We start from the raw sequence: 25,791 nt of genomic DNA on the forward strand, positions 1-25,791 counted from the left end.
GGTTTACTTTGAAAAAATTGCTTCAACATACATACGGGGGTCGAAATTCTGGAGGTCTTCAATTCCCTCTCCAACTCCAATATATCGTACAGGTACTTTCAGTTCTCTGCAAATTTGAAAGATTACCCCGCCTTTCGCAGTTCCATCAAGTTTTGTAACTATCAAGCCAGAAAGCTCGGTAACTTTTGAGAACTCCTTCCCTTGTTGCACGGCATTCTGACCTGTTGTACCGTCAACCACTAAAAATATCTCATTTGGTGCATCAGGCAGCTTTTTGGAAATCACATTTTTGATCTTCTTCAATTCTTCCATCAAATTCACTTTGGTGTGAAGTCGGCCCGCAGTATCTATCATTACCACATCGGCATTGATTCTGATAGCCTCCTGAATTGTCTCAAATGCAACCGAGGAGGGATCTGCACCCTGGTGTCTGGATATAATTGGAACTCCCGCTCTGTCAGCCCATATTTCGAGTTGTTCATTTGCCGCAGCTCTGAAGGTATCTGCAGCTCCAACAACTACTTTCCAGCCCGATAGTTTAAAATTATGGGCAAGTTTTCCGATCGTAGTGGTTTTTCCCGCTCCATTTACACCTACAATAAGGATAACAAACGGTTTGTGTTGCTCAACATCAGGAACATACTCCTTTGAAGAGAGTGAGTGCTCGAGTTCTTCCTCAAGAACTGCCTTTACAACTGCCAATACATTATCTCCGGAACGGTCTTTTTCTGACTTAAGTTTTTTCCGAACTTCATCAACAATTTTCATTGCAAGATCATATCCGATATCTGAAGTGATCAAAATCTCTTCCATCTCTTCGAGTGTAATTTCATCAATTACAGCCTTGCCTGTAACCGTTTCAGAAATTTTATTGAATATTTTGTCCCGTGTTTTCGAAAGCCCGTCTTTTAGTTTTCCAAAATTAAAATTCTTAATAAAACTCATTTTTTACTCTTTATTATCTTTATAGCTTTTATGACATAGTTTAGATAGGATGCGATTATTAACACAATCAGTGAGTAATAATATAACCGCATGAACAGCAGGGATTCACTCAACTGTAAAAAAACAAGAATGAGATATGAACCGATAAAGAAAAATGTCCATTTACCCAACCAATCGGAGGGTGGCACCCTTCCGATACTCTTGCTTAGGAATAGACCCGGAAGCATAATAAGTAGATCTCTTGCCACAATCACAAAGAAAAGCACCGGATCAAGTATACCAGTGATATAGAATGTGATTGAAACCGAAATTACGAGCACCTTATCAGCGAGAGGATCGAGAATTTTCCCCAGTTCCGAAACCTGATTAAATTTTCGGGCAAAATAGCCGTCAAAAAAATCAGTGATGCTTATTAATAACACGAGCAGAACAGTTAAGGGCCTTCCAAGAATGTCGGGATTTACCAAAAACCATATCAGCGGAAATGAACCGAAGAGTCTTGAAAGACTCAAAAGATTTGATACCTGGAAAAAGTGTTTTTTTTCGATCCCGAACATCATCTTATTATTGCAATCTTTCCGGTTTTTGTACCAAGTTCATTCTTTTTTCCGTCAGTCATTGTTGCCCGGTAAATATATACTCCGGAAGGCACTTCCCTGCCATCTGAATCCAAAAGATTCCAGTCCACTCCACCATTTCCGTCATTTTCCGAAAACTCTGCAATCCTGACTCCCTCAAGATTGAAAATAATTATATCCACATACCGCGGAAGATTTGCAAATGTGACGCTCCTGTGTTTTGATTTGTCCACGGGACTCGGGAAAGTATAGATATCTTCAAGACTGGATGCCGTGGCTGTAAGAACAATAGTAGCACCTGAGTTTGAATTTATCAGCAAGTTTCCGGATCCGGCATCCGATCTGATGTTTTTCAATGTCAGGGTATATTCCCTTCCTAAAGATCCGACCGGTTTTGATCCCTTGAGACTAAGAATAACCGTCTTCTTATCCGTTGGGGAGACGGTCGCGGAAGTCACTTTGTTATCGGGTGAAAATGAATAATTAGAGACATCACCGGCAGTCGCAGGATCCAAATCCAGATTCATCCTGATCGAAACTGTGTAATTATCAAGAATTTTGAAGCTTTCTATAAAGAAACTCTCTGTAACGACTCCGGGAGTATAAGTAAAAGTTGCCGTATCCGAGCTAACGGGTGAGCCGTAGTTGTCAATTAGTCCTGAAATTAGAACCCTGTTGGGACCGTTATTAAAGTTCGAGGAGAAAGTTAAAAGGAAAGCATTCTCTCCCGACGGAGTGTAGGAGGAAAGCGGGATTTTTTCATTTCCCTTGATCAGGTGGATACCCGAGGGATTATCAATCTCTTTTCTCATCTTGTTCGAAAACAAAACTTCAACGGAATTTAGAGTTTTCACAGAGGCAGAAGAATATTTTGCCGGAGAGTGATGAAATACTTTAATCACTTTGGAGGCCGCTTTACGGGTGCCAGAAACACCTTCAACCTTGTAATAATAATTTTTATTCAGCTCCACACCGGTATCATTGAAGAACTGGGAGGTCGTGGAATCGTAAAGAACAAGTTCGGATTCTGTAAGCCCTCTGTAAACAAAATATTTCGATGCTGAACCCTGAAAGCTGATTCTGATTTTTGAATTGTCCACACTGAATGCGGAGGTCAGAGTCGGAGCAAACGAAGCGGTTTGGTTGAACTCAAAAAATTTGATTATGTTTCCATATGGATAAGCTATTTCGGCAATTCCATTTCCGTCAAAATCCTCGATTAGAATTGCATTGGTATTTACATTCTCGTCATACGAAACAATTTCACCACTCAATCCCTGACTTTTAATGATGTATGCGTAAGGATATGTAAACAGGAGCAGTTCCTGCTTGCCGTCACTATCGATATCATAAAACTTAAGTGAATTGGATGCCCGCTGGAAAGTGGATTTAAATTCCACAGCAGGATCAATAAAAGCATTATCATATGAAATATTCAGATTGGTTCCGGCGAAATTGAAAATTATTATTCTATTATAAGGAGCAACATCGACATCGGGAACGGCTTGGAGGAGGACGGCTAAATCCTCTTTTCCATCACTGTTAAAATCTCCCGAAGCAATAAAGGAGGATGACGACATGTAACCGGTTCTGATGATTTTATCGGTTTTAATGTCGTTTATTGCATTTACCTTCATTACAACTATATCACCGTCAGAATCCGTGAAGACAATTTCGTTTTTTGAATCACCATCAATATCTTTGACAACCAGAAATGGCGAGTTAAATGTATTTCCACCGAAACCCATACCTGACTGATTGTAAAATCTTGATTTGTAGGTCAGGGATAAATCTGAATTAATTGAGTAAACAACCACAGTAGTATCGTTTCTTACAGCCAACAGTTCATTTTTATTATCCCGGTCGAGATCAAACACACCAATGGGCCAAAAATAGCTTGTATCAGCCGATGTAGCGAGCTGGAATGTCCCCGTATTGTTCACCTGCTTATGAATGTGGGCAGAGTAACCCCAAAGAGATAGCAGATCTGTTACCCCGTCTTTGTTAAAATCGCCATAGTCTTTGGCTATTTTGCGATTTAAAGTATCAGTCTCCAGAGTTACAAACTTTTCGTTCTCAAATCTGTAAAGTTTGGTGGTCTCCGGCGACATCACTTCCCGAATGAGGGCTCCCTTGTTGTTACCGGGTAAAGCAATCGATTTATCAAAAATATATCCTGCCGGAAGTGTAAAAGTTTTTTGGGTTTTCTCATAGGTTCTGAACAAATCACCGCTGTTTAGTGTGAAATATCTGTCGACAGTATCCCTGATTTCAGTCTTGAATCCACCCTCATTCGTTACTTCAAAATAGATATCATACTGTTCAGATGGAAATATTTGTGATCTCGGAATAAATCCATAGTGCAATTGTTTCACAAAACCCGTGTTGGTCGAAAATCCATCCAGTGTAACATAACTGAAAACTGACTCAGAACTCCTTTTATAATACATCTTGACAACAGCAGGGTCCTCTGTATAAGTTGCAGCCATAAATGTCGGTTTATCGCCATAATAAGCAGGCAAAAGTGAAATCAGTTCACCTTTTGTTCCAGACCTTTTGATACGAAAATTTACTCTTTCTTCTGCTGTGAAAGAATTTGTCTGTTCCACTTTGAGCCGAAGTGTATAGACAGAGTCTTTTAGGCTTTTAAGAGCAAAATTGTAGATGATTTGATCTGAAACCTGATTTTGCTGGTTACTGATAAGATTAGTCCAGGAAACGGGGTTTAATCCTGTGCCGTATTCAAGCGAGAAAGATTTAAAGTAGGATGAAAGAATTGTCGCATTAATCTTCAAAGTATCAAGAGAAGTTGAGTAATCCTGTAGAGGAAAATTGAACTTGATGACAGAGGGAGCGAGTACCTTGAGGGCTCGAAGGAGGTTTAGTCTTCCTGCTCCTGCCCTGATATCCCAGCCGGGGTTCCCGATATCATCAGCGGTCGATTTTAGTATCTGCTTCACTTCTTCATTTGAAAAACTTTTTTTCGACAGAATCATGGCTGCCGATGCGGTAACGAATGGTGCCGCTGCTGAAGTACCGTTAAAATCTGTGTAATTCCAGTTACGGGAGGTAGTCTTGATTTGCGTACCGGGTGCCACAAGATCAAGAGTTGAACCATAGTTCGAACTTCCTGCGACATAATCCTCCGCGGTTGAGTTACCGACTGAAATCACTTCACTGTATCCCGACGGGTAGTGAGGATCGGGCGAATTGGAGTTACCTGAACTTCCAACGAGAACAACATTTTTTGAATAAGCATACCTGACTACATCCCGGAGTACATGTGAATAAGAGTAATCTCCAAAGCTCATGTTTATTACTTTTGCCCCCATCAGGACCGAGTAAAGTACAGCAGCTGACACATCATCTTCTTCGCCATAACCTTGAGGATCGAATGATCTAAGATTTAGAATTTTAATTCGGGGTGCCACACCGGCGATTCCGAGAGAATTATTCGTTTCAGCACCAATGATTCCCGCCACAGCTGTACCGTGTGAGTAGAGGTTTTCATCCATCGGATCATTATCCCAGTCGAGATAGTCACCCCCTGTAGTGTCGAATGGGAAGCCTGTCCTGTCAGTAAAATCCCATCCCATGTAATCATCCACAAAACCGTTGTTATCATCATCAATACCATTAGAGTTTTTATCTCTACCCTGCTGATCTTTTCCGGTTTCACCTTGGTTAATAAACACTTTATTTTTCAAATCAGGGTGTTTATAGTCAATTCCCGTATCTATTACGCTCACTATTACCGTGTCAGCACCCTCAGTGATTGCCCATGATTCAAACGCCCCTATTTTTGAAAGAGCCCATTGCTGATTTACAAGACTGTCGTTAGGAATGTAATCAATTTTGTAGGTCAATCCCTCCTGCACATATTCGATTTCGAAATTTTCCTTAAGTGCATTGGCTACAGATTGTGCGAGAGGTTCATCAGAGATTCTTACGGCAACAATCCGGGACAATTCAGGGATTCTGTCCGCAAGTCCTTTGGCAAAAGGAGCTATCGTTATTTTGGAATCCTTTGACGGGGCATCGGTTGCGATTATCGATTTTATGGAGGCATCAAGTCTGCTTTTTACTTCGGAGGAAGGAACTGATGCCTTGTATTTAACAAAAATAATTTTCTGTGAAAATGCCTGACTCGAGATGAGTAAAATGAAGAAAAAAAAAATCCTGCTAAATTTCATACTGATCCTTCGAGAAATTGAAATCAACTTTTACGGGATAATCACCTGAAAAACAAGCCGTACAATAATCTTCAGGACTGTCTTCCTTCACAGATTCATACAGATGGCTGATATCAAGATAACTAAGGGAATCTACCCCGATATAATCGCGGATTTTGTCCACATTGCCATCCATGGTGTAGGCAATCAGTTCCTCTCTTGAGGGGAAATCCATTCCGTAAAAACAAGAATGCATTATGGGAGGCGATGAAATTCTCAGGTGGATTTCCTTCGGTTTGGCTTCTCTTATCAGATTAATCAACTGTCTTGAAGTAGTGCCTCTCACAATCGAGTCATCAACCACCACAACGATTTTGTCTTTCAGAACACCTTTTACAGGATTGAATTTTATCTTAACCCTGAGTTCCCTGTTTTCCTGACCGGGTTCGATGAATGTTCGCCCTATATAGTGGCTTCTTAACAATCCGATTTCAAATTTTGCGTTGATTCCCTGTTTTTCCAATTCTCGCGCATATCCCAAAGCAGCAGTATTTGAGCTGTCGGGAACACTTATAACAATGACTTTATCATCCTTCTCTTTAGGAATCACCGGAAAATTTCTGGCAAGTATCTTTCCCAGTCTCCTGCGAACCTTGTCAACATTGTGCCCAAAAATCATGCTGTCGGGACGGGAAAAGTAGATATATTCAAAAATACATTGCTTTTTTCCTGCTGTCTTCCCATTCAGGTGCCTGACTTCCAACTCTGCGGATTCTTCAGACAACGGTATGAAGACCACTTCACCTGGATCGATGTCCCTGATGTATTCTGCGGAAATGATGTCAAATGCACAGGTTTCGGATGCAACAACAAAGGTCCCCTCCAGTCTGCCGAGGCAAAGGGGACGAAAACCTGATTTGTCTCTGGCAGCAACCAGATATTTATCTGTTAAAATCACAACCGAAAAAGCACCCTCAAGGAAATTAAGTGCCTCGATTACCTGTTCCCGTTGATCTTTTTCCTTGCTTTTTGCGATCAGATGAAGAATCACTTCCGTATCAGATGTTGTCTGAAAAATGGAACCTTCCGAGACAAGCCAGTCTCTCAATTTTTTGTCATTCGTCAGATTGCCATTGTGAGCAACAGCCAGATTTCCTGAATGGTAATTTACAAGGAAAGGTTGAATGTTTTTTCGGGAGTTTGAGGAGCCGGTTGTGGAATATCTGTTATGACCAATCGCGGCATTTCCGGTTAGTTGAGGTTTCCAAAAATCGAAATCATCAAAAACTTCGGACACCAGTCCTTCGCCTTTTATAACTTTGAAGACATCTTTATTGTTTTCAATATCATGCGTCACTATTCCGGAGGCTTCCTGTCCCCGATGCTGGAGGGCATGAAGTCCGTAGTATGTCATCGTGGAGGCACTTTTATTGTTGGAGATACCAAATATCCCACAAAAGCACTTCGTTTTGCTAATTGTAATTTCCATCAGGTGTATTTTTTATTAAGAGATGTCAAATTTACCAAATACGAGGCAGGTAGAAAAGGCAAAATCGAGTAGAAAAGATGAATAAAATGGTCGGAACGGCGGGATTTGAACCCGCGACCCCTACTACCCCAAAGTAGTGCGCTACCGGGCTGCGCTACGTTCCGAAAACTAAAGTTTTGTTCTTAATATTTCCAAAAAGTTTTTTATCTCAACAAGATCTTTGTAAAGTTCCGATTTATCACCGGATACTTCTTTTTCCTGATCAGCTTCAAAAAGACTGCTCTCATCAGACTCATCATCATGAACCTGGAACTCTTCTCTTTTGAGTTCTTCAAGTGACGGGGTTTTTCCCTTGTACTGATCGGCAAGTACCTTTTTAGCACCTTCGATAGTATATTTCTGATCCCGCAACAAACTTTTGATAAAAAGTATGGTTTCGATTTCTTTATTGGTATAAATTCTGTTCCCGGCTCTGTTCTTTTGAGGTCTCAGTTGCTCGAAAACATTTTCCCAAAAACGGAGCACATATTGCTCCACATCGGTTATTTTACTGACTTCACTAATCGAATAGTAAAGCTTCTTGATGTTAAAATCTTTCATCAGAACCGTAAAAATTTAGATTACAAATGTATAAAAATAGTCAGACAAAGCAAAATTCAATATTCTGACGGTTAATTATTCTCTTTGCTGATAATGTCAAGAATCTCGGAGAAATCGTTTAATTCGTAATCAGCGTTGTGGAACGGGGTATTAAATGTGTCTCCATACTTGGCAAAAGCAGTCTTTATGCCAATATTAGCAGCACCGACAATATCCCTTTCTGCCCAGTCGCCGACCATTAGAGCCTCTGCAGGCTCGACATTCAATTTTCTTAAGATGGCTTTAAAAGGAACCGGACTTGGTTTTCTCTCCCCGGTTTCATCGAATGTAACAACTTCGTCAAAAATATGGTGGAAATTTAAATAAGCGAGTCTCAGCCAGGCTTCCTTGCTCGGCGCATCTGAAAGAATCCCCAGTTTAATTCCCATTTTAACAAGTTGATTTAAACTCGAATAGACATGAGGATAAGGAATCAGGTTTGCCTCCCTCGCTTTTCGATATGCAACGATTCCCGCACTCAGGATTTTATGATCGATTCTGCCAAGCTGCTTGGTAAGAAAGAGGTCAAAAACCTGTTGATACTCAATCCCCTGCTCTTTGTAAATCAAATCTATTTCAGCCGACGCACTTGAAAGGTCCATCTTTAGTCCGGCATCAATCATTGCTGTAAGAGCAGCCTCTATCGACAACCGTTTCATTTTCATAAAATCCACGAGTGTGTTGTCAAGATCAAAAATCACAGCTTTAATCATCTGAATCCTCTTTTATTTTACGAAATCTCTGATAATTTCAACGGCAGCAACATATCCTGTATCTTTAAAGCCCGAAATGTAACCGTCACAGGCAGTCGCTGTCACAAGTCTCTGTCTGAAGTCCTCTCTGTTTGCCAAATGGGAGAGATGAACTTCCACTTTAATGGTTTTTATCAGTTCCAAAGCATCTCTGATGACAACTGAGGTGTGGGCATAACCGCCCGGATTAATTATTATATGAATATCTTCTTTTCTTAATTCTTGAAGTTGTTCGACGATCTCTCCTTCGATATTGCTCTGAAAAAAAAGAAATTCGATTTCAGGAAATGTCGTCTTCAGTTTTGCCTCAATTGATGCCAGAGTCGTAGAGCCGTATTTTGATTCATCCCTTTCACCGAGAAGGTTGAGATTCGCCCCGTTGATAACCGCAATTTTCATTTCATTTCCGCCATTGAATCGATAAATTCCCTGATTCTTGGTGAAGTATAAATTGAATCAACGCCAAGATCTTTAAGCGCAGAAGCAAGAATATTTGCTCTTCTTTGTTCACCGGCATTTTTATTGATCACTATCACTTTCGATTCCTTCAGGATACAATACCCGCCCCTAAAGTCACCTTTCTCAAATCTGACTGTTGCACCAAGCTGGAATGCCAGATCCTTGAGTTCATTGATGAGTGATTCCAACTCTTTTTCTTTTATCTTCATTTACAGCGATTTAATAATCTAAAACTTCAGGAAAAGTTAATAAATTGCATATCCATAATAATTTAGATATTCTGAAAACACAAAATAATAAAATCTTATGAATATTGCCTCAATTGACACCGGTACAAATACAGTTCTTTTACTAATAGCATCCACAGATTCAGGGAAAAGCCTCAAAGTGGTGAAGGAAATTCACAATATGCCCCGAATGGGTGAGGATGTTTTTAAGTCAGGTGTGATCAAAGAGGAAAAGATCATTGAATTATGCAACATCTATTCTTCTTACAGGAAGGAGTGCGATGCAAATAATGTCACAAAAATCATCGCTTGCGGTACAAATGTTTTCAGGATTGCGAAGAACAGCGATGAAGTGATTCGACGGGTGTATGAGGCTTCCGGAATTAAGCTTACAATAATTTCAGGCGATCTTGAGGCCGACTGCTCATATTTGGGGGCGACTGCTGATTTCGACAGAAATGAAAGGATAGCCGTTATCGACATCGGAGGTGGCAGTAGTGAAGTAACTTGTAAGGAAGGAAACAATCTGATCTTTCAAAATAGTTTTAGCACCGGTGTCGTAACACTCCGAGAGAATTTCCTTCGTAAAGGGATGGTTACCGCAGAAAATACAAAGAGGCTGGAACAATTTTGTGATGATTTTTTTGATGAACTAACAAATATCGAACCGCTTCCGGCGAAAGCAATCTCAATAGCAGGAACCCCTACAACACTCTTCTCCCTCTACAAAAAATATCCTGAATTCTATGGTGAGAAGATACACAAGCAATATCTGTCGATAGAAAACATTGATGAAGTCCTGAAAAGAATTCACAATATCCCGTTTAGTGACTATGGAAAATTCGGGAAAATAGTGAAAGGACGGGAAGATCTTTTGGCTGCCGGTGCGATGGTTCTTAAAACAATCCTGAAAAAAACGGGGCTCGCTGGTACCTTTGTTTCAATTACAGGACTTCGTTACGGCATTATTCTTAAACATCTGCTGAGTCCTGATGACTGGTCAGGTACTGCTTCCTAAGACTTCTGATAAGTATTTTGAATGATTGTGTTCTCAGGTGGTCTTGTTTCATCTGTCAACGGATAATCGAGTGTGTAATGCAGTCCCCTGCTCTCTTTTCGAATCACAGCAGACTTAACAATCAGGTACCCGGAAGTAACGAGATTTCTCAACTCGATCAGGGAATCAAAAACTTTTGTCTTCTTGTAAAACTCTTCAATTTCATTGTAAAGAAGGTTAATCCTTCTTGAAGCAAAATCGAGCCGAAGATTTGATCGGACAATTCCAACATAATCTGACATCAGTTGTTTCAACTCCCTCGCACCATGTGTAATCAGAACCTTTTCATCAGCAGTCAGCGTACCAGAATCATCCCAATCAGGAATATGCTCTGCACATCCGGGAAAATCATTAATGTTCTTTCTGATATCATTTGCAGCCCGTTGAGCGAAAACCAAAGCCTCAAGAAGAGAATTGCTGGCTAGACGGTTTGCCCCGTGTACCCCTGTCATCGACACCTCACCCACAGCGTACAATCCGGTTAGAGTCGTCCTTGAAAATTCATCCACACATACTCCACCGCAAATATAATGGGCTGCCGGAACCACCGGAATATAGTTACTGGTTATGTCCACTCCCCGATTTAGACAATTCTGATAAATATTGGGAAAATGATCAAGAATTTGAGATTTCTCTTTGTGTGTGATATCGAGGTAGACAAAATCCTCACCCTTCTTTTTCATCTCGGTATCGATAGCTCGTGCAACAATGTCCCTGGGAGCAAGTTCCTTCCTCGGATCATACCGGTGCATGAATGCATCACCTGAACCGTTCCTCAAGATTCCGCCAAAACCCCTGACTGCTTCAGAAATTAAAAATGAATGTGTAGCCTTGTTGTCAGGTTTCGGGTCATAAAACGAAGTTGGATGAAACTGAATGAATTCCATGTTGCCCATTTTTGCACCCGCCCTGTAAGCCATTGCAAAGCCGTCACCTGTCGCGATTGAAGGATTCGTGGTATGAAAATAGACCTGACCAATTCCGCCGGTTGCCAGAATTGTAGCTTTTGAGGTAATTTTAATTACTTTACCTGAACTGTTCTCCAAAACATAAGCTCCCCAACAGTGCCTGCTGCTTATTGGAAGATGCCGCAAATTAGTGACATTGTGTTCTGTTATAAGATCGATCGCAAGAGTGTTTTCGATAATTTTGATATTCGGGGTATTCGCTGCCTTTTCAATCAAAGCCCTTTCAACCTCTTTTCCGGTGAGGTCTTTTGCATGAACAATCCTGCTGAATGAGTGTCCACCCTCCCTTACGAGGTCAAGTTTTCCGTCTTTCAGAGTAAATCCCGTTCCGATTTCTACAAGCTCCATAATCCGGTCGGGACCCTCTTTAACAAGTATCTCGACGGTTTTTCTGTCACAAAGTCCCGCTCCGGCGATCAAAGTATCCTTAATATGGTTCTCAAATGAATCATTGGGGTCAAGAACAGAGGCTATACCACCCTGAGCGTAGTTTGTGTTGGACTCGCTTTTATCTTTTTTGGTAACTAAAATTACTTCAGCAAATTCAGAAATTTTTATTGCGCTGTAAAGACCCGCAATTCCACTTCCTATTACCAAAACATCGGTTTTAAAATTCATTATTAACCAGCCTGATTGAAATTCAAATAATTAATTGTCAGAAAACATATTACAGAATAAACCGACATCATCAAAAGCGAGATGACGAGCGCTGTTATTCTCTTGATTCCAAATCTGTGAAATAAGGATGTATTCAGGACGAGTGTCCAGATTATGAAAATTACCTCCAACAAAACGAACATCACTCCGAACGATTGTTTAAAGTCGAGAGGTGAAGGTTGGTTGTTAAACAGGAAACCTCCATAGATTATGAATTCGAAAAATATTAAAAGTGCCGCGCTCATTGCGATTGGAGCATATGAGTAACTGACACCAGCCATCAAATCCCGCCATTTCAGGTTTAGAGTACGGAAATTTCCTGTTTTTATAAGGAAAAACGGCAAAAGCAGAAATACACCCAGAAGTACCAGAAACTGGAAATAAAGCATCAGTACTTTGTCAAACTGATATTCGTAGAAGTGAAATGAGAAAAGAAGTGTGAGAAAAAAATACTTCAAGACTGCTAAAACCACAAAAAAGGAGGTGAAATTTTTATTTTCCGCGAAGATTATTTTATCGAAGGTTTCGCCGGGGTGATCGATAATTCCGGAAAGGGTTTCCCACAAGTCGATGTTGGCAACTCTGTCGCGGAGTATGTTACCACAATCTGTACAATCATGGTTGAATCGCGAATTTTCTGTCCCGCACTTGGAACAGATTATTATTGAAGGGATCATGTTGATCAAAACTTAAATTTGAAATTTAGCTGTTTACTGCCTGTATTGAAGTTTTCCGATACATCAAAATCGAATAAACTTGCATCAACATATGCGTCAAGCAGGTTGGCTAAATAAGCAATTCCAATATAAATTACAAATAAATCTCGTTGATCGCGATAAAAATCCCTTAAACGGCGATAACTCTCGATAGAAAAACCGGACTGAATATAGAGGCTCTTGTAATCAGAGTAGTTATTGTTGTTAGTTACATAATTATACGCCAGCCAGCCAAATACTCCCCAGAATACAGGGATTTTCCAATATGACTCGTTGTAGTATTGTCCCCACCCCGGCAGGATCGCACTTTTCCAAACTGCGGTCATTGGATCTTTAGTCGGCACATAAATGTCAGAGTTGCCAATTGTATCCATCACAATCCCCGGAGCACCCTGATTCAAAGATGTGGAGTCTGTCTTGATTGTGTCAATCCCCTGCCCGGAAAGGTTCACAGCCAGCAGTAGTATAAAACCTGTAAGGCTATATATGATTTTTTTCAATTATCTCAAAAAGTTCGATCAGCCTGTCAAGCTCATCATTTGAATAAAACTGGATTACAATATCTCCTGTGCCGTCAGGTTTTTGAGTACAGGTTATTTTTGTTGCGAGCAATTTTCGCAGGTAATCCTCAATTGAATTTAAGGCTGCCGTATTTCTCGGTTTAGGTTTCTCAGGAAGTCTTGTTAATTTGGGTGAAGAGGGCTTTGACATTTTTTTTACGAGCTCTTCCACCTTCCTTACCGAAAGTCCTTCTTCTTTTATTTTGTCAAACGCATGAAGTTGGAGAGATTCACCGGGAAGATTGATCAAGGCCCTTGCATGTCCAACAGTTATTTCATCTTCAATTAATGATTGCTGAATTTTTTCCGGAAGTTTTAGCAATCTTATTGAATTTGCCACAGTCGATCTGTTTTTACCAACCCGTTCAGCGATTTCCTCCTGTGTGAGGTCGCATTCTTCCATAAGTCTTTTGTATGCGAGACCCTCCTCAATTGGATTGAGCCGCTCTCTCTGAATATTTTCGATGAGAGCCATGGCAAGCATAACTTCGTCGGAGGAGACTTCCATGATATAAGCAGGAATCTCTGAGAGCCCCAATTCCCTGAAAGCTCTTAAACGGCGCTCTCCTGAAATCAGTTCATAGCTGTTTTTCCCGACAATTCTCACAGTAACCGGCTGGATAAGGCCGTTCGATTGGATCGATTTTTTCAGATCTTCCAGCGACTGACGGTCAAAATTTGTTCGGGGTTGAAAAGGATTCGGTTTAATCTGCATAATTGGCAGTTTCACAATTGAATCAGCTGATTGCGTTTCCTTTCTCTCCACCTCATGAGTCTGAAAATCCTCACCATTTCTATTTCCCATAAGTGCTTCGAGACCTCTGCCGAGGCCGGTTTTTCCTTTACCCATCACCTCTTACTGTTCCTTCCCAAAAATTCCTGAGCGAGCTCAATGTAGTTTTTTGCACCATTTGAAAGTGCGTCGTACATCAGAACAGGTTTACCGAAACTTGGTGCCTCCGAAACCCTGACATTTCTGTGAATTTTTGTTGCAAAAACTTTGTCTTCGAAATATTTTCTTACTTCTTCAGCCACCTGTTCTGAAAGTTTCAGCCTTGAATCATACATGGTCAGCAAAACTCCCTCGATGGTCAAATGTTTGTTGAACCGTTCCTTCACCAAAGCGATGGTTCTGAGCAGTTGACCAAGTCCCTCGAGAGCAAAATACTCGCACTGGACGGGAATAAGTACAGAATCACTCGCTGCAAGTGCATTCAAAGTCAGGATTCCGAGAGTCGGAGGACAGTCGATGAAGATATAATCGTATTTTGATTTGGCCTCCTTGATACGCTCCTTAAGGATGAATTCTCTTCTTTCCATCTCGAGCAGTTCAATCTCCGCGCCAACAAGGTCAATTGTTGCCGGGATTAGATCGAGGAAAGGTATCACTTCCTTAACAATTGTGTCGGAGAAGCTTACGGACCCGACGAGCAGATCATAGATGGAAGGCTGAGTGTTGGGGAAACTCAAACCTGATGATGAATTCCCTTGAGGGTCAATATCTATAACAAGTATTTTCTTTTCAGCAACCGCGAGCGAAGCAGAAAGGTTGATTGCAGTGGTTGTCTTCCCCACTCCACCCTTCTGATTCGCCACGGATATTATTTTACCATGCATAATTTTTACTTCTGTTCCTGATATCTTCTGAATCTGTCATAAAGATATTTCTTCTCCAAATTTAAGAATCGTACAATTTTTGTTTACAGATTCAAGTTTTCGTTTAAAATCTTCGGGATCGTTCTCGATCACGGGAAATGTGTTGAAATGGAGCGGAATTGCAACTTTTGGATCTGCAAATTCGACAGCTACTACAGCGTCATCAATTCCCATAGTGTAGTTATCTCCAATCGGGAGTAACATGTAATCAATTTTATTCAACTCACCGATAAGTTTCATGTCGCTAAACAATCCTGTGTCACCGGTGTGATAAACGGTTAAACCATCAGCGGTGAGAATCACACCAACGGGGTTTCCACCATATCTTCCATCCGGATAAACACTTCCGTGATGGGCAATTGTAAACTTTACTCTGCCAAATTCAAAATTAAACCCGCCACCAATATGCATTGTGTGGACCTTCACACCTTCTTCCGCGAGAATATTTCCAAGCTCAAATACGCAGATTACGGTTGCATTACATCGTTTGGCAATTGAGACGGTGTCACCGACATGGTCACCGTGTGCATGTGTTAAAATGATATATTCGGCATCAACTTCATCAGCTTTCACCGGTGAAACGGGATTTCCGTCCAAAAACGGGTCGATAAGTATCCGGATGCCATTTGTCGTTGTAAAGAGGCATGCAGAATGCCCAAAAAATCGCAGCTTCATTTTAGTAATCTTTCAAAGGTTTAACTATTTGACTCACAAATTTAAGAGTTGTTTCCATATTTTTCATTTTACTTTTTTCTTCCCCATAAATTGTAGGAATATCAACCCAGCCAAATGAAGCCTGTTTTTTTGCTGCCCTTATTATCATTTCTGTTTCTGCAATATAACCTTTTTCCACGGGAATTATTTCTTTTAACAGACTCGCTCTTATTCCACGGAAGCCGGACTGACTGTCGATTATCCTGACACCCGTTTTCTTTGAGAGTAAAAATGAAGAGACAGAATTACTTATCACTCTGGAGATCGGCATGATGCCCGGTTTGATTTTCCGTTTCCCGATTACAAAATCATAATTCTCCAATTCAGCAAGAAAATATGGAATGTATTTTGGGGGATGTTGTAAATCACCGTCCAAAGTAATTATTTTTTTGAATCCTCTGTCCAATGCTGACTTGAATCCCGTTACAAGCGCGTTTCCCTTACCCGAATTTGGTTCAAGTCTTATTATTTCCACGCCCTCCATTCCACCTATAAGTTCCGCTCCTCCGTCCGTGGAGCCGTCATCCACCGCGATTACTACCGGAGAATATTCGAGTGATTGTTTCACCACTTCGAAAATGAAGCGTTTTTCGTTATAGAAAGGAATTACAACGCAGTAGCTCATTTTCTGAAGAAAATCCGTCTAAGCAAGGTATCTTTTGTGGATTCTTCCTTAACAAGTGATTTTTTCAGAATATTTGTAAGTGACTCCCTGGTCAGTCCACGGGTCAGTGTTCCATTTTGCGCAACGGAGATGGTTCTGGTTTCCTCAGATACGATAATCACGAGTGAATCGAATTCGGCTGAATGAGTCAAACCTGCCTTGTGTCTCATTCCGGTGCCTTCTTCGCTAAAGTGTTCCTCTTTTGAAAAAGGGATTGAACACCGTGCGGCAACTATAATATCGTCACGAACCACAACTGCTCCGTCGTGAAGTGGTGATCCGGGGACAAATATCGACCGTAACAGCATCGTGGAAACCTTCGCATTCACTTCCGTTCCGCTTTCTATCAGTTGTCTTAGATCATTTTCCTTCTCGACAATAATTAAGGCACCGTGCCCGACATTTGAGAGCGCGATCGCAGCATTGGTAAGCACTTCCACCAGACCGGGATTGTTTTTATCCCTTCGGAAAGCCTGGAACAACGGATTGGAAGCAAGGGACGCCAAAAAACGCCTGATCTCAGGCTGAAAAAGAATTATAAAAGCGATCAGCCAGATATCAGTAATAACCTTCAGGATAATGCTGACAGCTTTCAGGTTAAGGGCTTGGGAGATAAGGAAGAGTACGAGAATTATTACCAGTCCAAAAAGGATTTGACTTGCTACGGTTCCGCGAAGCAGTTTGTAGATATTGTAGATTATCGCAGCAACGATAATGATATCCAGTAAATCGAGGAATCTGAAAGTAACAAAACCGATTTGGAAAAGATCAAACATTCAGACTCTCCAAAATTTTCCTGTATTTCAGTGCGTTTTCGATGTTGTGGGTCCTTATATAGCGAACTCCTTTTAGTGCAGCGAAAAACTCATACATCGCAGATGGGAAATCCCGCTCAGAGGTTTCAAGATTCAGATATTTTCCGATGAAGGATTTCCTTGAGAGACCAACTAAAACATCAAAGCCACTATTCGTGAACTTATCAATGTTCGAGATAATTTGGATATTTTGCTCGACTGTCTTGCCAAAACCAATACCCGGATCGATTATCACTTCACTGATTCCTTCACCTTCAGCTTCTTTTGCTCTTGATAAAAGCCAGCCTTTCACATCATTCACAACATCACTGTAGGTGGTCATTTGCTGCATTACCGAAGGTCTCCCGGGTGTATGCATCAAAATATATTTTACCTTGGAACCCGCAACAACCTTCCACATTTCTGCATCAAAAGTGCCTCCGCTTATGTCGTTGACGAATGTTACGCCCTCATCGAGCGCAGCTTTGGCAACTTCACTTTTGTATGTATCAATTGAGATTGCTGCATCAGGTATTTCCCTGAGGATCCCTTTAATTACAGGAATCGTCCGTCTGATTTCTTCCCCGGCGGTTACTTCTTCTGCACCGGGCCGCGTCGACTCACCACCTATATCGATGATGTCCACACCCCGGTGCAAAACTTCGAGCGAATAGCGAATGGCATCTACAGCGGAAAAATAAAGTCCGCCATCTGAAAAGGAATCAGGTGTTACATTGACAATTCCTGCAATCTTCAAATTTGTCACGATACTCAGGTTAGTCCAGCATTCTCTTATATTTGATATTTCCCTGATGAATTGTCATTTCCACTTCAAACTCATCATTCATCACTACAATATCTGCGTCTTTTCCTACAGCGAGAATACCTTTTCTGTCTTCAATATTCAGAACCTTTGCGCCATTCAATGAAGCCATTCTGACAGATTCAGTCACTTTTGCATTAGCTTTTTTAATCATGTTTTTGATCGCACGATTTAAGGTAAGCGTACTTCCTGCGAGAGTGCCGTCAGATAAAAATGCCTTACTGCCTTTCATGTAAACTTTCTGATCTGCAAATTCATACTCACCCTCGTGCATTCCACCGGCGCGAATGGAATCTGTTATCAGGATAATCCCGTTCGATCCCTTTAGCTTGAGCAGCAATTCCATAACCGCAGGGTGAACATGAAGTGTATCTGCTATCAGCTCTATTTTCAATTCATTTCGCAACATCGCACCCAATACCACCCCGGGATTTCTGTGGTGCAACGGAGTCATGGCGTTAAACATGTGGGTAACATGTGCAGCGCCGTGATCAATGGCAAGCTCAATGGTTTCATAGTTGGCTGTCGAGTGTCCGATTGAAAGGACTACACCCTTTAAAGCAGCAGCCCGCATTACCTGAAGTGATCCTTCAAGTTCAGGGGCAATTGTCATTATTTTTATAAGCCCGCGAGAAGCTTCCCACATTTCATCCCATGATTCGACTGATGGAGTCCAAAGGTATTCCTCGTTCATGGCACCCTTTAATACAGGGTTAAGGTATGGGCCTTCCATGTGGATTCCTATGATATTCGAATCAGGGTTGGCATGAATGTAATCAGCAATCCTCCTTAAATCAGCTAAAAGTTGATCTTTTGGTTTTGCGTAGAGTGAAGCCAGAACCGTGGTTGATCCATGACGAATAAAATAATCAGCAACTATACCGATGCTAGAAGGATCTTCATCGGCAAAACCTTTTCCACCACCACCATGAACAAGGAGATCGACAAAACCGGGAGTTACAATGTTCCCGCTTACATCAATCACTTCGCATTCATCTGGAATTCTTACATCCGAGGCTTTTCCGATGTCAGATATCTGTCCATCCTGCATAACAATAGTGCCGTTTTTAACGATACGGAAGGGAGTGATTATCTCTCCGCCGATTAGTGCTAATTTCACAGTTTACCTCAACTATTTAAAATCTTTAAAAAATTATTCATTGACTCTTTAATATTCTTTGCGTTGTAAATCGATGACCCTGCCACGAATACTTCACAACCTGCATTTGAAATTTCTTTGATATTCTCCTGATTTACTCCACCATCCACCTCAATCAGATAGTCGTAACCGTTCTCATTTTTCAGAGCGGCAAGCTTCTTTATCTTCTTAAGAGCATTAGGAATAAACTTTTGCCCACCGAACCCCGGATTTACTGACATTACAAGAATCAGGTCTACCAGATCCAATACCTCAGAGAGCGTTTCAACCGGAGTTGCCGGATTTATGGCAACACCGGCCTTGGCACCGTATTCCTTGATACGGTTTAATGTTCTGTCAAGGTGGACCACCTCTTCATGATGTACAGTGATGAAATCAGCACCTGCCTTTATAAAACCGGGAATCAAAGAATCCGGATCCTCAACCATCAAATGGACATCTAAAGGAAGTTCTGTAATACGACGGACCGCCTCTACTATGATACTTCCAAAAGTAAGGTTTGGTACAAATTTTCCATCCATTATATCACAATGGATGAAACCGGCACCATTATTTTCAACGATTTTTATCTGTTGTTCAAGATTCGTAAAATCAGCGGATAAAATTGAAGGCGCTAATATCTTCCTGATCACTGGATAATCTCCTCATCAGAATTTGAGACAGAGACTTCAAGATCGACGACTTCACCTTTTTTCACTTTTATTCCTGGACTGATACTTTGGCCAATCACTGATCCGGGAAGATGGTCAGGAGAAACGACTTCTTTTATCGTACCAACTTTCAGCCCAAGATCGGTAAGTTGTTTGATTGCCTCCTGTTTTGACAATTTCTTTAATCCCGGCATGGTTACCATGTCAATATCGGTACTCTGATCCTCTTCAGTTGATTTGAAATCGAGTGTATCGACGATAATATCACCCGGCATGTCAATTCGAATGTAAATCGAAGAACCTTCGGGAACTTTCTCACCCGGTTTACGGCTCTGCTCGAGAACGAGAGCCTGGAGGTCCGGTTCTGAAACTTTGTTTATAAGTCTGAGAAGCAGGTTTGAAGAAAGCAAAATCTGTTCAGCTTCTGCGTAGGTTTTTCCAATCAGATCGGGAACTTCGACAGTCTGCCGGGTATCGTTCGGACCGCTGCCTCGGTAACTGCCCACCCAAAGTAAAATTACTCTTCCTTCTTTTACAATTTTACCATTAACCGGTTTTTGCTGAAGAATCTTACCATCTTTGGTGGGATCTGATACTTCGATCACATTTGAAACTGAGTAGTTTAAATCGATCGAGTCCAAAATATCGAGAGCACGTTGCTTGTCCAGTCCGACAACATTTGGAACTTTTACTTCATCTCCGGATACATAGAATGGCATGATTATTTTATCTATTGCAAAAAGAGAAATAAACAAACCGAGAACAATGTAGGATGCTCTTAGTAAAAGTGTGATTTTGCGAGTTTTTTTCATCAAATCTGTTTTAGTGAAATTTTTGTTTTAAACATGAAATTTATCACAAAAAAATGAATTAGAGAAATTAAGTCGCAGTTTCGTAATTTGCCTACTTACAATTTTAAGTTTATTATCACTTCATTTTTCTTTCACTTTTAGTTAACTGATTATCCTTAATAATCGTAAAAGGTATCTTATGTTCAAAAATCACCCTTCCGGACTTCCGGTTCTCTTCTTCACTGAATTGTGGGAAAGATTCGGCTACTATTTAATGTTAGGAATCTTTTTCCTTTACATGACTGATTTTGCCCCCAAGGGATTGGGATATTCAACCGAAATGGCTTCCGATATTTACGGTACATATATTGCTTTGGTTTATTTAACCCCGTTTTTAGGAGGATTGCTGGCTGACAGAGTGTTTGGCTATATAAAATCTATAGTTTTCGGCGGAATATTGATGGCGCTTGGTTATTTTGGACTCGCCATACCCGGCGATACCTTTTTATGGCCCTCACTTTTTCTCGTAATCTTTGGAAACGGTTTCTTTAAACCAAATATCTCCACACTTGTTGGCAATCTTTATTCACAGGAAAAATACAAAATTCTCAAAGATACCGGATACAACATCTTCTATATGGGTATCAATATAGGAGCATTTGTATGTAACTTTGTAGCTGCCTACCTGAGAAATGAATTTGGGTGGGGATTTGCGTTTGCCGGAGCCGGTGTCGGAATGATCATCGGGGTTATCTGGTTCATGTCGGGTCTGAAGCATGTTCGCGAAGCCGACATTAAAAAACCTGCTCAACAGGGTGATCAGTCACTCGCATCCATATTCCTTTATGTCTTTTTGCCGGCTATAGTTACAGCCATAATCGGTTATATGCTTCCGACAATTGCTTTCGGAAAACCACTGTTTGGCTCCCCTGCTACGGATGCATTTATTTTTGCGAGCATACCAATTGTATTGTTTTATTTCAGCCTGTGGTTCCGTGCAGCTAAAGAGGACAAGGAGTCAATTGCCGCACTTCTTTCTATTTTTGGTGTGGTGATTATTTTTTGGGCTATTTTCCATCAGAATGGAGCAGCTCTGACAGTTTGGGCAAGAGACTATACAAACCGTCAACTTCCCACTGTTGTTGAATCTGTTGTTTCTCCACTCGGATTGACAGAAGAAAAGTATAAAAATGTGCTCATAGTTGAGAAAGCCGGTAAAACTACCGAAGTTCCTGTTTTGCTTATAACCACCGGTAAGGAACCTTCAAAAATTTACTACAAAACTTCAGCGGGTGAAAAAACCACTCAGTCCGTTGACACTACCGGAGCAAAAGTAACAAAAGGTCATGGAACCTATTTTGGAAACATGTCCCAGGAAGATAAAGCGAAAGTCCCTGAAAATGAGGCTTATATTATCCTTTCAACTGAGATTTTTCAGTCAATCAATCCTTTCTGGGTTGTTCTTCTGACTCCCGTTGTGGTTTCATTTTTCTCACTTCTTCGCAAGCGGGGTAAGGAACCTTCCACAGCCGGAAAAATTGGATGGGGACTGTTTATTACAGCAATTTCAACCATTGTTATGATCGGTGCTGTTATCTTCTCCGAAAATGGAAGTGTAAAGAGTTCTGCTGCCTGGCTCGTTGGAACTTATTTTGTCATCACAATTGGTGAGTTATGTCTCAGCCCGATGGGTCTCTCTCTCGTCTCGAAGGTTTCACCTCCACGGTTTACCGCTTTAATGATGGGTGGATGGTTTCTTTCCACATCGATTGGTAATAAACTTTCCGGTGTGATTTCAGGACTATGGACCAGTTTCGACAACAAAGTTTATTTCTTCCTGATCAACTTTATCGCTGCAGGATTTGCTGCTTTGGCAATCTTCCTGATGATTAAGTGGCTGCGAAGAGTAATTTCGCAACATTCATAAATTTTATGGAGGCTGTCCTTAAAAGACAGCCTCTTTTTTTACCATGTATAACAGCTATTTTTTTCTAAAACGGTTTTTACAGGAGATTCTTCCGGAAATAAAAGGAAAATCCCTTGTGTCAGTCCATTCACAGGAAAAGGATATTTTTCACATCACGATTGGTGAATTTCTCCATTCAGATGAGAATATAATCCTCGAGTTTTCGACGGTCCCCAACTCCCCCTACCTTCTAAAAAGGAAATACTTTAAACCTGCCGGGAAGAATCTTGTTTACTTTTTCAAAGATTACATTCCTCAAAAAATCAGGGATATTAAGATCGCCCGTGGAGAGCGGGATATGATGCTGATCCTCGAGTCAGGATTTGTGGTAATCTCTCTAAAAGGCGTTAAAACCAATCTTTTTTTCCTTGATTCGGAAACAAACCTGCAATACTCGGTAAAAAAAACTGATGGCTCAGCCTCGTGGTTTGAGACCGGTAAGGGGCTTACATTCATATCTCCGGGTGATAAGGATGTGTTGCCGGAAACCGAATCTTTTCCCGACATAACCACTATCAAAAAGGCTCTCCCCTTTCTGGGTAACGATTTACTCAGGGAGATACAACTTTTGCCCGGACCATACACCCGTAACGATCTTATGAATAAAATCAAAAGGGTTTTAAAAGACAAAATCGTGATGGTGAAAGATGGTCTCACAGGGAAAATGGTATTATTGCCCGAATCATTCAAGACCGATTGTGAGAAGATAAAAACATTTGATAGTGCAGTCATTGCTTTGCAGGAGTTTATTTCACACCTCAGAAAACATGACTCCGAAATTCAGATAAGAAAACGGGTGGAGACCCGAATTAGAAAGGATTATCAATTTTATCTTCAGAAGCGGGAAAACCTTGAGAATGTACTCGCTTCAGAAGACAAAGCAGAAATGTATGACCAGTTTGCAAATCTTATTATGATAAACCGGGATGATGTCCCCAAGGGCGCTGAAGAACTGACAGTCAGTAATCTATTTGATTCAGAAAAGATTGTAAAAATCAAACTGAAAAGTGATCTTTCGGTTAACGAGAATGTTGAGTTTTACTTCAAAAAAGCAAGGGGCGAACGGCTAAAATTTGAGACTGCGGCAAAGTCACTTGTGATGGTAAAACAAAAAATTGTAGATTTGGAATCAAAGATTAAATTATTTGAGAATATGGATTTAAACGATTTAAGAAATTATGAAAAGGGACTTCCACCCGATCGTGATAAAGGAAGTGGTGTTTCTAAAGAGGAGCTGAAAGCCAGAAGATTCCTGATTGACGGCAAGTGGGAAGTTCTTGTTGGCAAGGACAGTGAGAACAACGATTATCTTACTCTTAAAGTGGCAAAACAGTCCGACTACTGGTTTCACGCTAGAGGCTCATCAGGATCCCATACAATCCTGCGGTTTAGTGGCAAAGAAAAACCACCAAAAGAAATAATTAAAAAAGTTGCTCAAATTGCCGCATTTTACAGCAAAGCAAAAAACTCGAAACTCGTTCCGGTATGTTTTACACAAAAAAAATATGTTGTAAAGCGTAAAGGTATGAATCCCGGGCAGGTTTCGTTACTGAGAGAAGAAGTGGTTATGGTTCCTCCTGTAATCCCCGATAATGCTCTGCAGGAGAATAACGATTAATAAATGGAGATCAAAAAATGAGACTAATTATTCAACCAAATTATGAACGAATTTCTGAATGGGTTGCCTATTATGTGGCAGCCAGGATTAAGGAATATGCTCCCAACAACAGAAGAAAATTTGTTCTGGGTTTACCGACCGGTTCCTCCCCGCTCGGAATGTATAAAAAGCTGATCGAGCTTAACAAATCAGGATATGTATCATTCAAGCATGTTGTTACTTTCAACATGGATGAATATGTAGGCTTGCCGGAAAATCATCCGGAAAGTTATCATCATTTCATGCATTCAAACTTTTTCAATCATATAGATATTGATCCTGAAAACATCAATATACTAAATGGTAATGCTGATGATCTTGAAGAGGAGTGCAATTTGTACGAGAGCAAGATTAATGCAGCAGGCGGGATAATGCTTTTTGTAGGAGGTATCGGTCCGGACGGGCATATTGCTTTCAACGAACCGGCATCTTCACTCGGGTCACTGACGAGAGTTAAAACCCTCACCATGGATACAATTATCGCGAACAGTCGTTTTTTCGATAATGATGTCGACAAAGTGCCAAAAACTGCTCTTACAGTTGGTGTAAAAACCGTACTGGATTCAGAAGAAGTACTTGTGATCATTTCAGGACATGCCAAGGCGAGAGCATTGGCCAAAGTTGTGGAAGAAGGAGTGAATCACATGTGGACTGTCAGTGCTTTGCAACTGCATCCGAAAAGTACAATCGTTTGTGATGAGGCTTCAACTGTGGAGTTGAAAGTAGGAACAGTTAATTATTTCAAAGATATTGAAGCACAAAATCTTGACCCAAAAACACAATTGATCTGACCTTAGCTATTCAGGGCTAACCCTTTTATATTGAATGGATTAGCCCTCTTTCTTTATACCTGTATCAGGTAGTTGTCAATCAATCTTGTTTTCCCGATCCTGCATGCAACGAGAATAAAATATTTTTTGCCTTTACCCAGTTTTTCTGCGGATTGAAAAGAATCAAATTCCACAATCTCAAAGTAGTCAAGAGATGCAGACTCAACCTTGGCGTAAAGTGAGGTTGCATTTTCTTTAATTTTTGATACTGATGTCTCCCCTCCCGAAATTAATTCAGAAGCCAATTTTAAAGATCGTGATAACACCAAAGCATCTTGCCGTTCGGTTTCCGACAAATAGACATTCCTCGAACTCATCGCAAGTCCGTCGGGTTCGCGCACAATTGGACATATTATCATCTCAAGATCGATAGCCAGATCTTTTACCATTCTGTTTAGAACAGCGCACTGTTGGGCATCTTTCTGACCAAAATATGCCCGGTGGGGTTTTACGGCGTTAAACAGGATTGAGACAATAGTGGTAACCCCTCTGAAATGCGTCGGACGGAACTCCCCTTCGAGCCGGGTGGATATCTTTTCCTGGACCACAAATGTTTCGAAACCATCCGGGTATATCTCAGAACTTTCGGGATAAAATACAAAATCCACACCCGCTTCGTTCAAAAGTGACTCATCTTTCTTGAAATCCCGGGGATATTTTGAGAGGTCTTCATTTGGACCAAACTGTGTCGGATTTACAAAAATGGATACAACCGTGACAGAATTTTCTGCCTTTGATTTTTGCACAAGTGACATATGCCCGCTGTGCAAATAACCCATGGTTGGAACAAAACCAATAGACTTACCCTCCTTTATCAGAGCGGAGGAGATCGCCTGCATTTCCTTTATGTGGTTGACTATCCTGATGA

Annotated in this window: 25 protein-coding genes and 1 tRNA gene; 4 read left to right on the plus strand and 22 right to left on the minus strand. The window is 40.9% G+C overall.

The features are described 5' to 3' along the window. Positions 1–3 precede the first annotated feature (3 nt). The 9 genes from ftsY to J0L60_08670 all read right to left on the minus strand — a co-directional run bounded on the left by ftsY (position 4) and on the right by J0L60_08670 (position 9,243). On the minus strand, positions 4–945 hold the full coding sequence (gene ftsY / locus J0L60_08630) for a signal recognition particle-docking protein FtsY (GenBank protein MBN8546184.1): 942 nt from the start codon (positions 943–945) through the stop codon (positions 4–6). After that, positions 942–1,505 (minus strand): CDP-alcohol phosphatidyltransferase family protein, encoded by a 564-nt coding sequence (locus J0L60_08635; GenBank protein ID MBN8546185.1) that lies wholly within the window; start codon positions 1,503–1,505, stop codon positions 942–944. Before J0L60_08635 ends, ftsY begins: the two co-directional genes overlap by 4 nt. Next, on the minus strand, positions 1,502–5,716 hold the full coding sequence (locus J0L60_08640; GenBank protein MBN8546186.1) for a S8 family serine peptidase: 4,215 nt from the start codon (positions 5,714–5,716) through the stop codon (positions 1,502–1,504). The genes J0L60_08635 and J0L60_08640 overlap by 4 nt, the downstream gene beginning before the upstream one ends. Continuing rightward, on the minus strand, positions 5,706–7,184 hold the full coding sequence (locus tag J0L60_08645; protein ID MBN8546187.1) for an amidophosphoribosyltransferase: 1,479 nt from the start codon (positions 7,182–7,184) through the stop codon (positions 5,706–5,708). The genes J0L60_08640 and J0L60_08645 overlap by 11 nt, the downstream gene beginning before the upstream one ends. A gap of 87 nt (positions 7,185–7,271) precedes the next feature. Beyond that, positions 7,272–7,348, minus strand: a tRNA-Pro gene (locus J0L60_08650). A 4-nt stretch (positions 7,349–7,352) separates the two neighbouring features. Beyond that, positions 7,353–7,784, minus strand: a complete 432-nt coding sequence (locus J0L60_08655; GenBank protein MBN8546188.1) for a MerR family transcriptional regulator — start codon at positions 7,782–7,784, stop codon at positions 7,353–7,355. 71 nt (positions 7,785–7,855) lie between these two features. Beyond that, a complete protein-coding gene (locus tag J0L60_08660; GenBank protein ID MBN8546189.1) occupies positions 7,856–8,536 on the minus strand; it encodes an HAD-IA family hydrolase in 681 nt (226 codons plus the stop codon). A 12-nt stretch (positions 8,537–8,548) separates the two neighbouring features. Continuing rightward, positions 8,549–8,974: a 3-dehydroquinate dehydratase gene (locus J0L60_08665; protein MBN8546190.1), complete on the minus strand. Its 426-nt coding sequence runs from the start codon at positions 8,972–8,974 to the stop codon at positions 8,549–8,551. Further along, positions 8,971–9,243: a hypothetical protein gene (locus J0L60_08670; GenBank protein ID MBN8546191.1), complete on the minus strand. Its 273-nt coding sequence runs from the start codon at positions 9,241–9,243 to the stop codon at positions 8,971–8,973. Before J0L60_08670 ends, J0L60_08665 begins: the two co-directional genes overlap by 4 nt. A 97-nt stretch (positions 9,244–9,340) precedes the next feature. Here J0L60_08670 and J0L60_08675 point away from each other — a divergent pair, with 97 nt between their 5' ends. After that, the gene (locus tag J0L60_08675; GenBank protein MBN8546192.1) at positions 9,341–10,279 is read left to right on the plus strand and encodes a hypothetical protein; all 939 of its coding nucleotides are present in this window, start codon (positions 9,341–9,343) and stop codon (positions 10,277–10,279) included. Here the strand turns inward: J0L60_08675 and nadB are convergent. From nadB to J0L60_08735, 12 genes are read right to left on the minus strand one after another with little or no spacing between them, the layout of a single operon-like run. Then, entirely contained in the window at positions 10,276–11,904 is a 1,629-nt protein-coding gene (nadB, locus tag J0L60_08680) for an L-aspartate oxidase (GenBank protein MBN8546193.1), read from the minus strand. The genes J0L60_08675 and nadB overlap by 4 nt on opposite strands. Before the next feature lie 2 nt (positions 11,905–11,906). Further along, the gene (locus J0L60_08685; GenBank protein ID MBN8546194.1) at positions 11,907–12,620 is read right to left on the minus strand and encodes a hypothetical protein; all 714 of its coding nucleotides are present in this window, start codon (positions 12,618–12,620) and stop codon (positions 11,907–11,909) included. Positions 12,621–12,625: 5 nt separating this feature from the next. Further along, positions 12,626–13,159: a hypothetical protein gene (locus tag J0L60_08690; GenBank protein MBN8546195.1), complete on the minus strand. Its 534-nt coding sequence runs from the start codon at positions 13,157–13,159 to the stop codon at positions 12,626–12,628. Next, positions 13,140–14,069, minus strand: a complete 930-nt coding sequence (locus J0L60_08695) for a ParB/RepB/Spo0J family partition protein (protein ID MBN8546196.1) — start codon at positions 14,067–14,069, stop codon at positions 13,140–13,142. The genes J0L60_08690 and J0L60_08695 overlap by 20 nt, the downstream gene beginning before the upstream one ends. Continuing rightward, positions 14,069–14,836 (minus strand): ParA family protein, encoded by a 768-nt coding sequence (locus J0L60_08700; protein MBN8546197.1) that lies wholly within the window; start codon positions 14,834–14,836, stop codon positions 14,069–14,071. Before J0L60_08700 ends, J0L60_08695 begins: the two co-directional genes overlap by 1 nt. 36 nt (positions 14,837–14,872) lie before the next feature. Then, positions 14,873–15,550 carry a metal-dependent hydrolase gene (locus J0L60_08705; GenBank protein ID MBN8546198.1) on the minus strand — a complete coding sequence of 226 codons (678 nt, stop codon included), beginning with the start codon at positions 15,548–15,550 and terminating at the stop codon, positions 14,873–14,875. 1 nt (position 15,551) lies between these two features. Continuing rightward, a complete protein-coding gene (locus J0L60_08710; protein ID MBN8546199.1) occupies positions 15,552–16,214 on the minus strand; it encodes a glycosyltransferase family 2 protein in 663 nt (220 codons plus the stop codon). After that, positions 16,211–17,029: a diadenylate cyclase CdaA gene (gene cdaA, locus J0L60_08715; GenBank protein MBN8546200.1), complete on the minus strand. Its 819-nt coding sequence runs from the start codon at positions 17,027–17,029 to the stop codon at positions 16,211–16,213. Before cdaA ends, J0L60_08710 begins: the two co-directional genes overlap by 4 nt. After that, on the minus strand, positions 17,022–17,813 hold the full coding sequence (folP, locus tag J0L60_08720; protein ID MBN8546201.1) for a dihydropteroate synthase: 792 nt from the start codon (positions 17,811–17,813) through the stop codon (positions 17,022–17,024). The genes cdaA and folP overlap by 8 nt, the downstream gene beginning before the upstream one ends. A 10-nt stretch (positions 17,814–17,823) precedes the next feature. After that, entirely contained in the window at positions 17,824–18,990 is a 1,167-nt protein-coding gene (gene nagA, locus J0L60_08725) for an N-acetylglucosamine-6-phosphate deacetylase (protein MBN8546202.1), read from the minus strand. A gap of 8 nt (positions 18,991–18,998) precedes the next feature. Continuing rightward, on the minus strand, positions 18,999–19,658 hold the full coding sequence (locus J0L60_08730) for a ribulose-phosphate 3-epimerase (protein ID MBN8546203.1): 660 nt from the start codon (positions 19,656–19,658) through the stop codon (positions 18,999–19,001). Continuing rightward, on the minus strand, positions 19,658–20,491 hold the full coding sequence (locus tag J0L60_08735; GenBank protein ID MBN8546204.1) for a PASTA domain-containing protein: 834 nt from the start codon (positions 20,489–20,491) through the stop codon (positions 19,658–19,660). Before J0L60_08735 ends, J0L60_08730 begins: the two co-directional genes overlap by 1 nt. Before the next feature lie 178 nt (positions 20,492–20,669). On the opposite strand from J0L60_08735, the gene J0L60_08740 reads away from it, so the two are divergent. From J0L60_08740 to J0L60_08750, 3 genes are all read left to right on the plus strand, one after another. Next, positions 20,670–22,397, plus strand: a complete 1,728-nt coding sequence (locus tag J0L60_08740) for a peptide MFS transporter (GenBank protein ID MBN8546205.1) — start codon at positions 20,670–20,672, stop codon at positions 22,395–22,397. Between the two features lie 115 nt (positions 22,398–22,512). Then, positions 22,513–24,054 (plus strand): DUF814 domain-containing protein, encoded by a 1,542-nt coding sequence (locus J0L60_08745; protein MBN8546206.1) that lies wholly within the window; start codon positions 22,513–22,515, stop codon positions 24,052–24,054. Positions 24,055–24,071: 17 nt separating this feature from the next. Beyond that, on the plus strand, positions 24,072–24,884 hold the full coding sequence (locus tag J0L60_08750) for a glucosamine-6-phosphate deaminase (GenBank protein ID MBN8546207.1): 813 nt from the start codon (positions 24,072–24,074) through the stop codon (positions 24,882–24,884). Between the two features lie 53 nt (positions 24,885–24,937). On the opposite strand, the gene J0L60_08755 is transcribed toward J0L60_08750, so the two are convergent. Next, positions 24,938–25,789: a pantoate--beta-alanine ligase gene (locus J0L60_08755; protein MBN8546208.1), complete on the minus strand. Its 852-nt coding sequence runs from the start codon at positions 25,787–25,789 to the stop codon at positions 24,938–24,940. Positions 25,790–25,791 lie beyond the last annotated feature (2 nt).

It is taken from the genome of Ignavibacteria bacterium (genome assembly GCA_017302895.1).
In the GTDB taxonomy this organism is placed as follows: Bacteria; Bacteroidota; Ignavibacteria; order Ignavibacteriales; family Ignavibacteriaceae; genus UTCHB3.

Bases quoted from the DNA above. Each gene is read 5' to 3' on its own strand.
- J0L60_08675 (MBN8546192.1), top strand. From the start codon at position 9,341: ATGAATATTGCCTCAATTGACACCGGTACAAATACAGTTCTTTTACTA.
- J0L60_08695 (MBN8546196.1), bottom strand. From the start codon at position 14,069: ATGGGTAAAGGAAAAACCGGCCTCGGCAGAGGTCTCGAAGCACTTATG.
- cdaA (MBN8546200.1), bottom strand. From the start codon at position 17,029: ATGTTTGATCTTTTCCAAATCGGTTTTGTTACTTTCAGATTCCTCGAT.
- J0L60_08685 (MBN8546194.1), bottom strand. From the start codon at position 12,620: ATGATCCCTTCAATAATAATCTGTTCCAAGTGCGGGACAGAAAATTCG.
- J0L60_08735 (MBN8546204.1), bottom strand. From the start codon at position 20,491: ATGAAAAAAACTCGCAAAATCACACTTTTACTAAGAGCATCCTACATT.
- J0L60_08750 (MBN8546207.1), top strand. From the start codon at position 24,072: ATGAGACTAATTATTCAACCAAATTATGAACGAATTTCTGAATGGGTT.
- J0L60_08660 (MBN8546189.1), bottom strand. From the start codon at position 8,536: ATGATTAAAGCTGTGATTTTTGATCTTGACAACACACTCGTGGATTTT.
- J0L60_08740 (MBN8546205.1), top strand. From the start codon at position 20,670: ATGTTCAAAAATCACCCTTCCGGACTTCCGGTTCTCTTCTTCACTGAA.
- nadB (MBN8546193.1), bottom strand. From the start codon at position 11,904: ATGAATTTTAAAACCGATGTTTTGGTAATAGGAAGTGGAATTGCGGGT.
- J0L60_08635 (MBN8546185.1), bottom strand. From the start codon at position 1,505: ATGATGTTCGGGATCGAAAAAAAACACTTTTTCCAGGTATCAAATCTT.
- J0L60_08655 (MBN8546188.1), bottom strand. From the start codon at position 7,784: ATGAAAGATTTTAACATCAAGAAGCTTTACTATTCGATTAGTGAAGTC.
- J0L60_08645 (MBN8546187.1), bottom strand. From the start codon at position 7,184: ATGGAAATTACAATTAGCAAAACGAAGTGCTTTTGTGGGATATTTGGT.
- J0L60_08705 (MBN8546198.1), bottom strand. From the start codon at position 15,550: ATGAAGCTGCGATTTTTTGGGCATTCTGCATGCCTCTTTACAACGACA.
- J0L60_08665 (MBN8546190.1), bottom strand. From the start codon at position 8,974: ATGAAAATTGCGGTTATCAACGGGGCGAATCTCAACCTTCTCGGTGAA.
- J0L60_08670 (MBN8546191.1), bottom strand. From the start codon at position 9,243: ATGAAGATAAAAGAAAAAGAGTTGGAATCACTCATCAATGAACTCAAG.
- ftsY (MBN8546184.1), bottom strand. From the start codon at position 945: ATGAGTTTTATTAAGAATTTTAATTTTGGAAAACTAAAAGACGGGCTT.
- J0L60_08700 (MBN8546197.1), bottom strand. From the start codon at position 14,836: ATGCATGGTAAAATAATATCCGTGGCGAATCAGAAGGGTGGAGTGGGG.
- J0L60_08710 (MBN8546199.1), bottom strand. From the start codon at position 16,214: ATGAGCTACTGCGTTGTAATTCCTTTCTATAACGAAAAACGCTTCATT.
- J0L60_08640 (MBN8546186.1), bottom strand. From the start codon at position 5,716: ATGAAATTTAGCAGGATTTTTTTTTTCTTCATTTTACTCATCTCGAGT.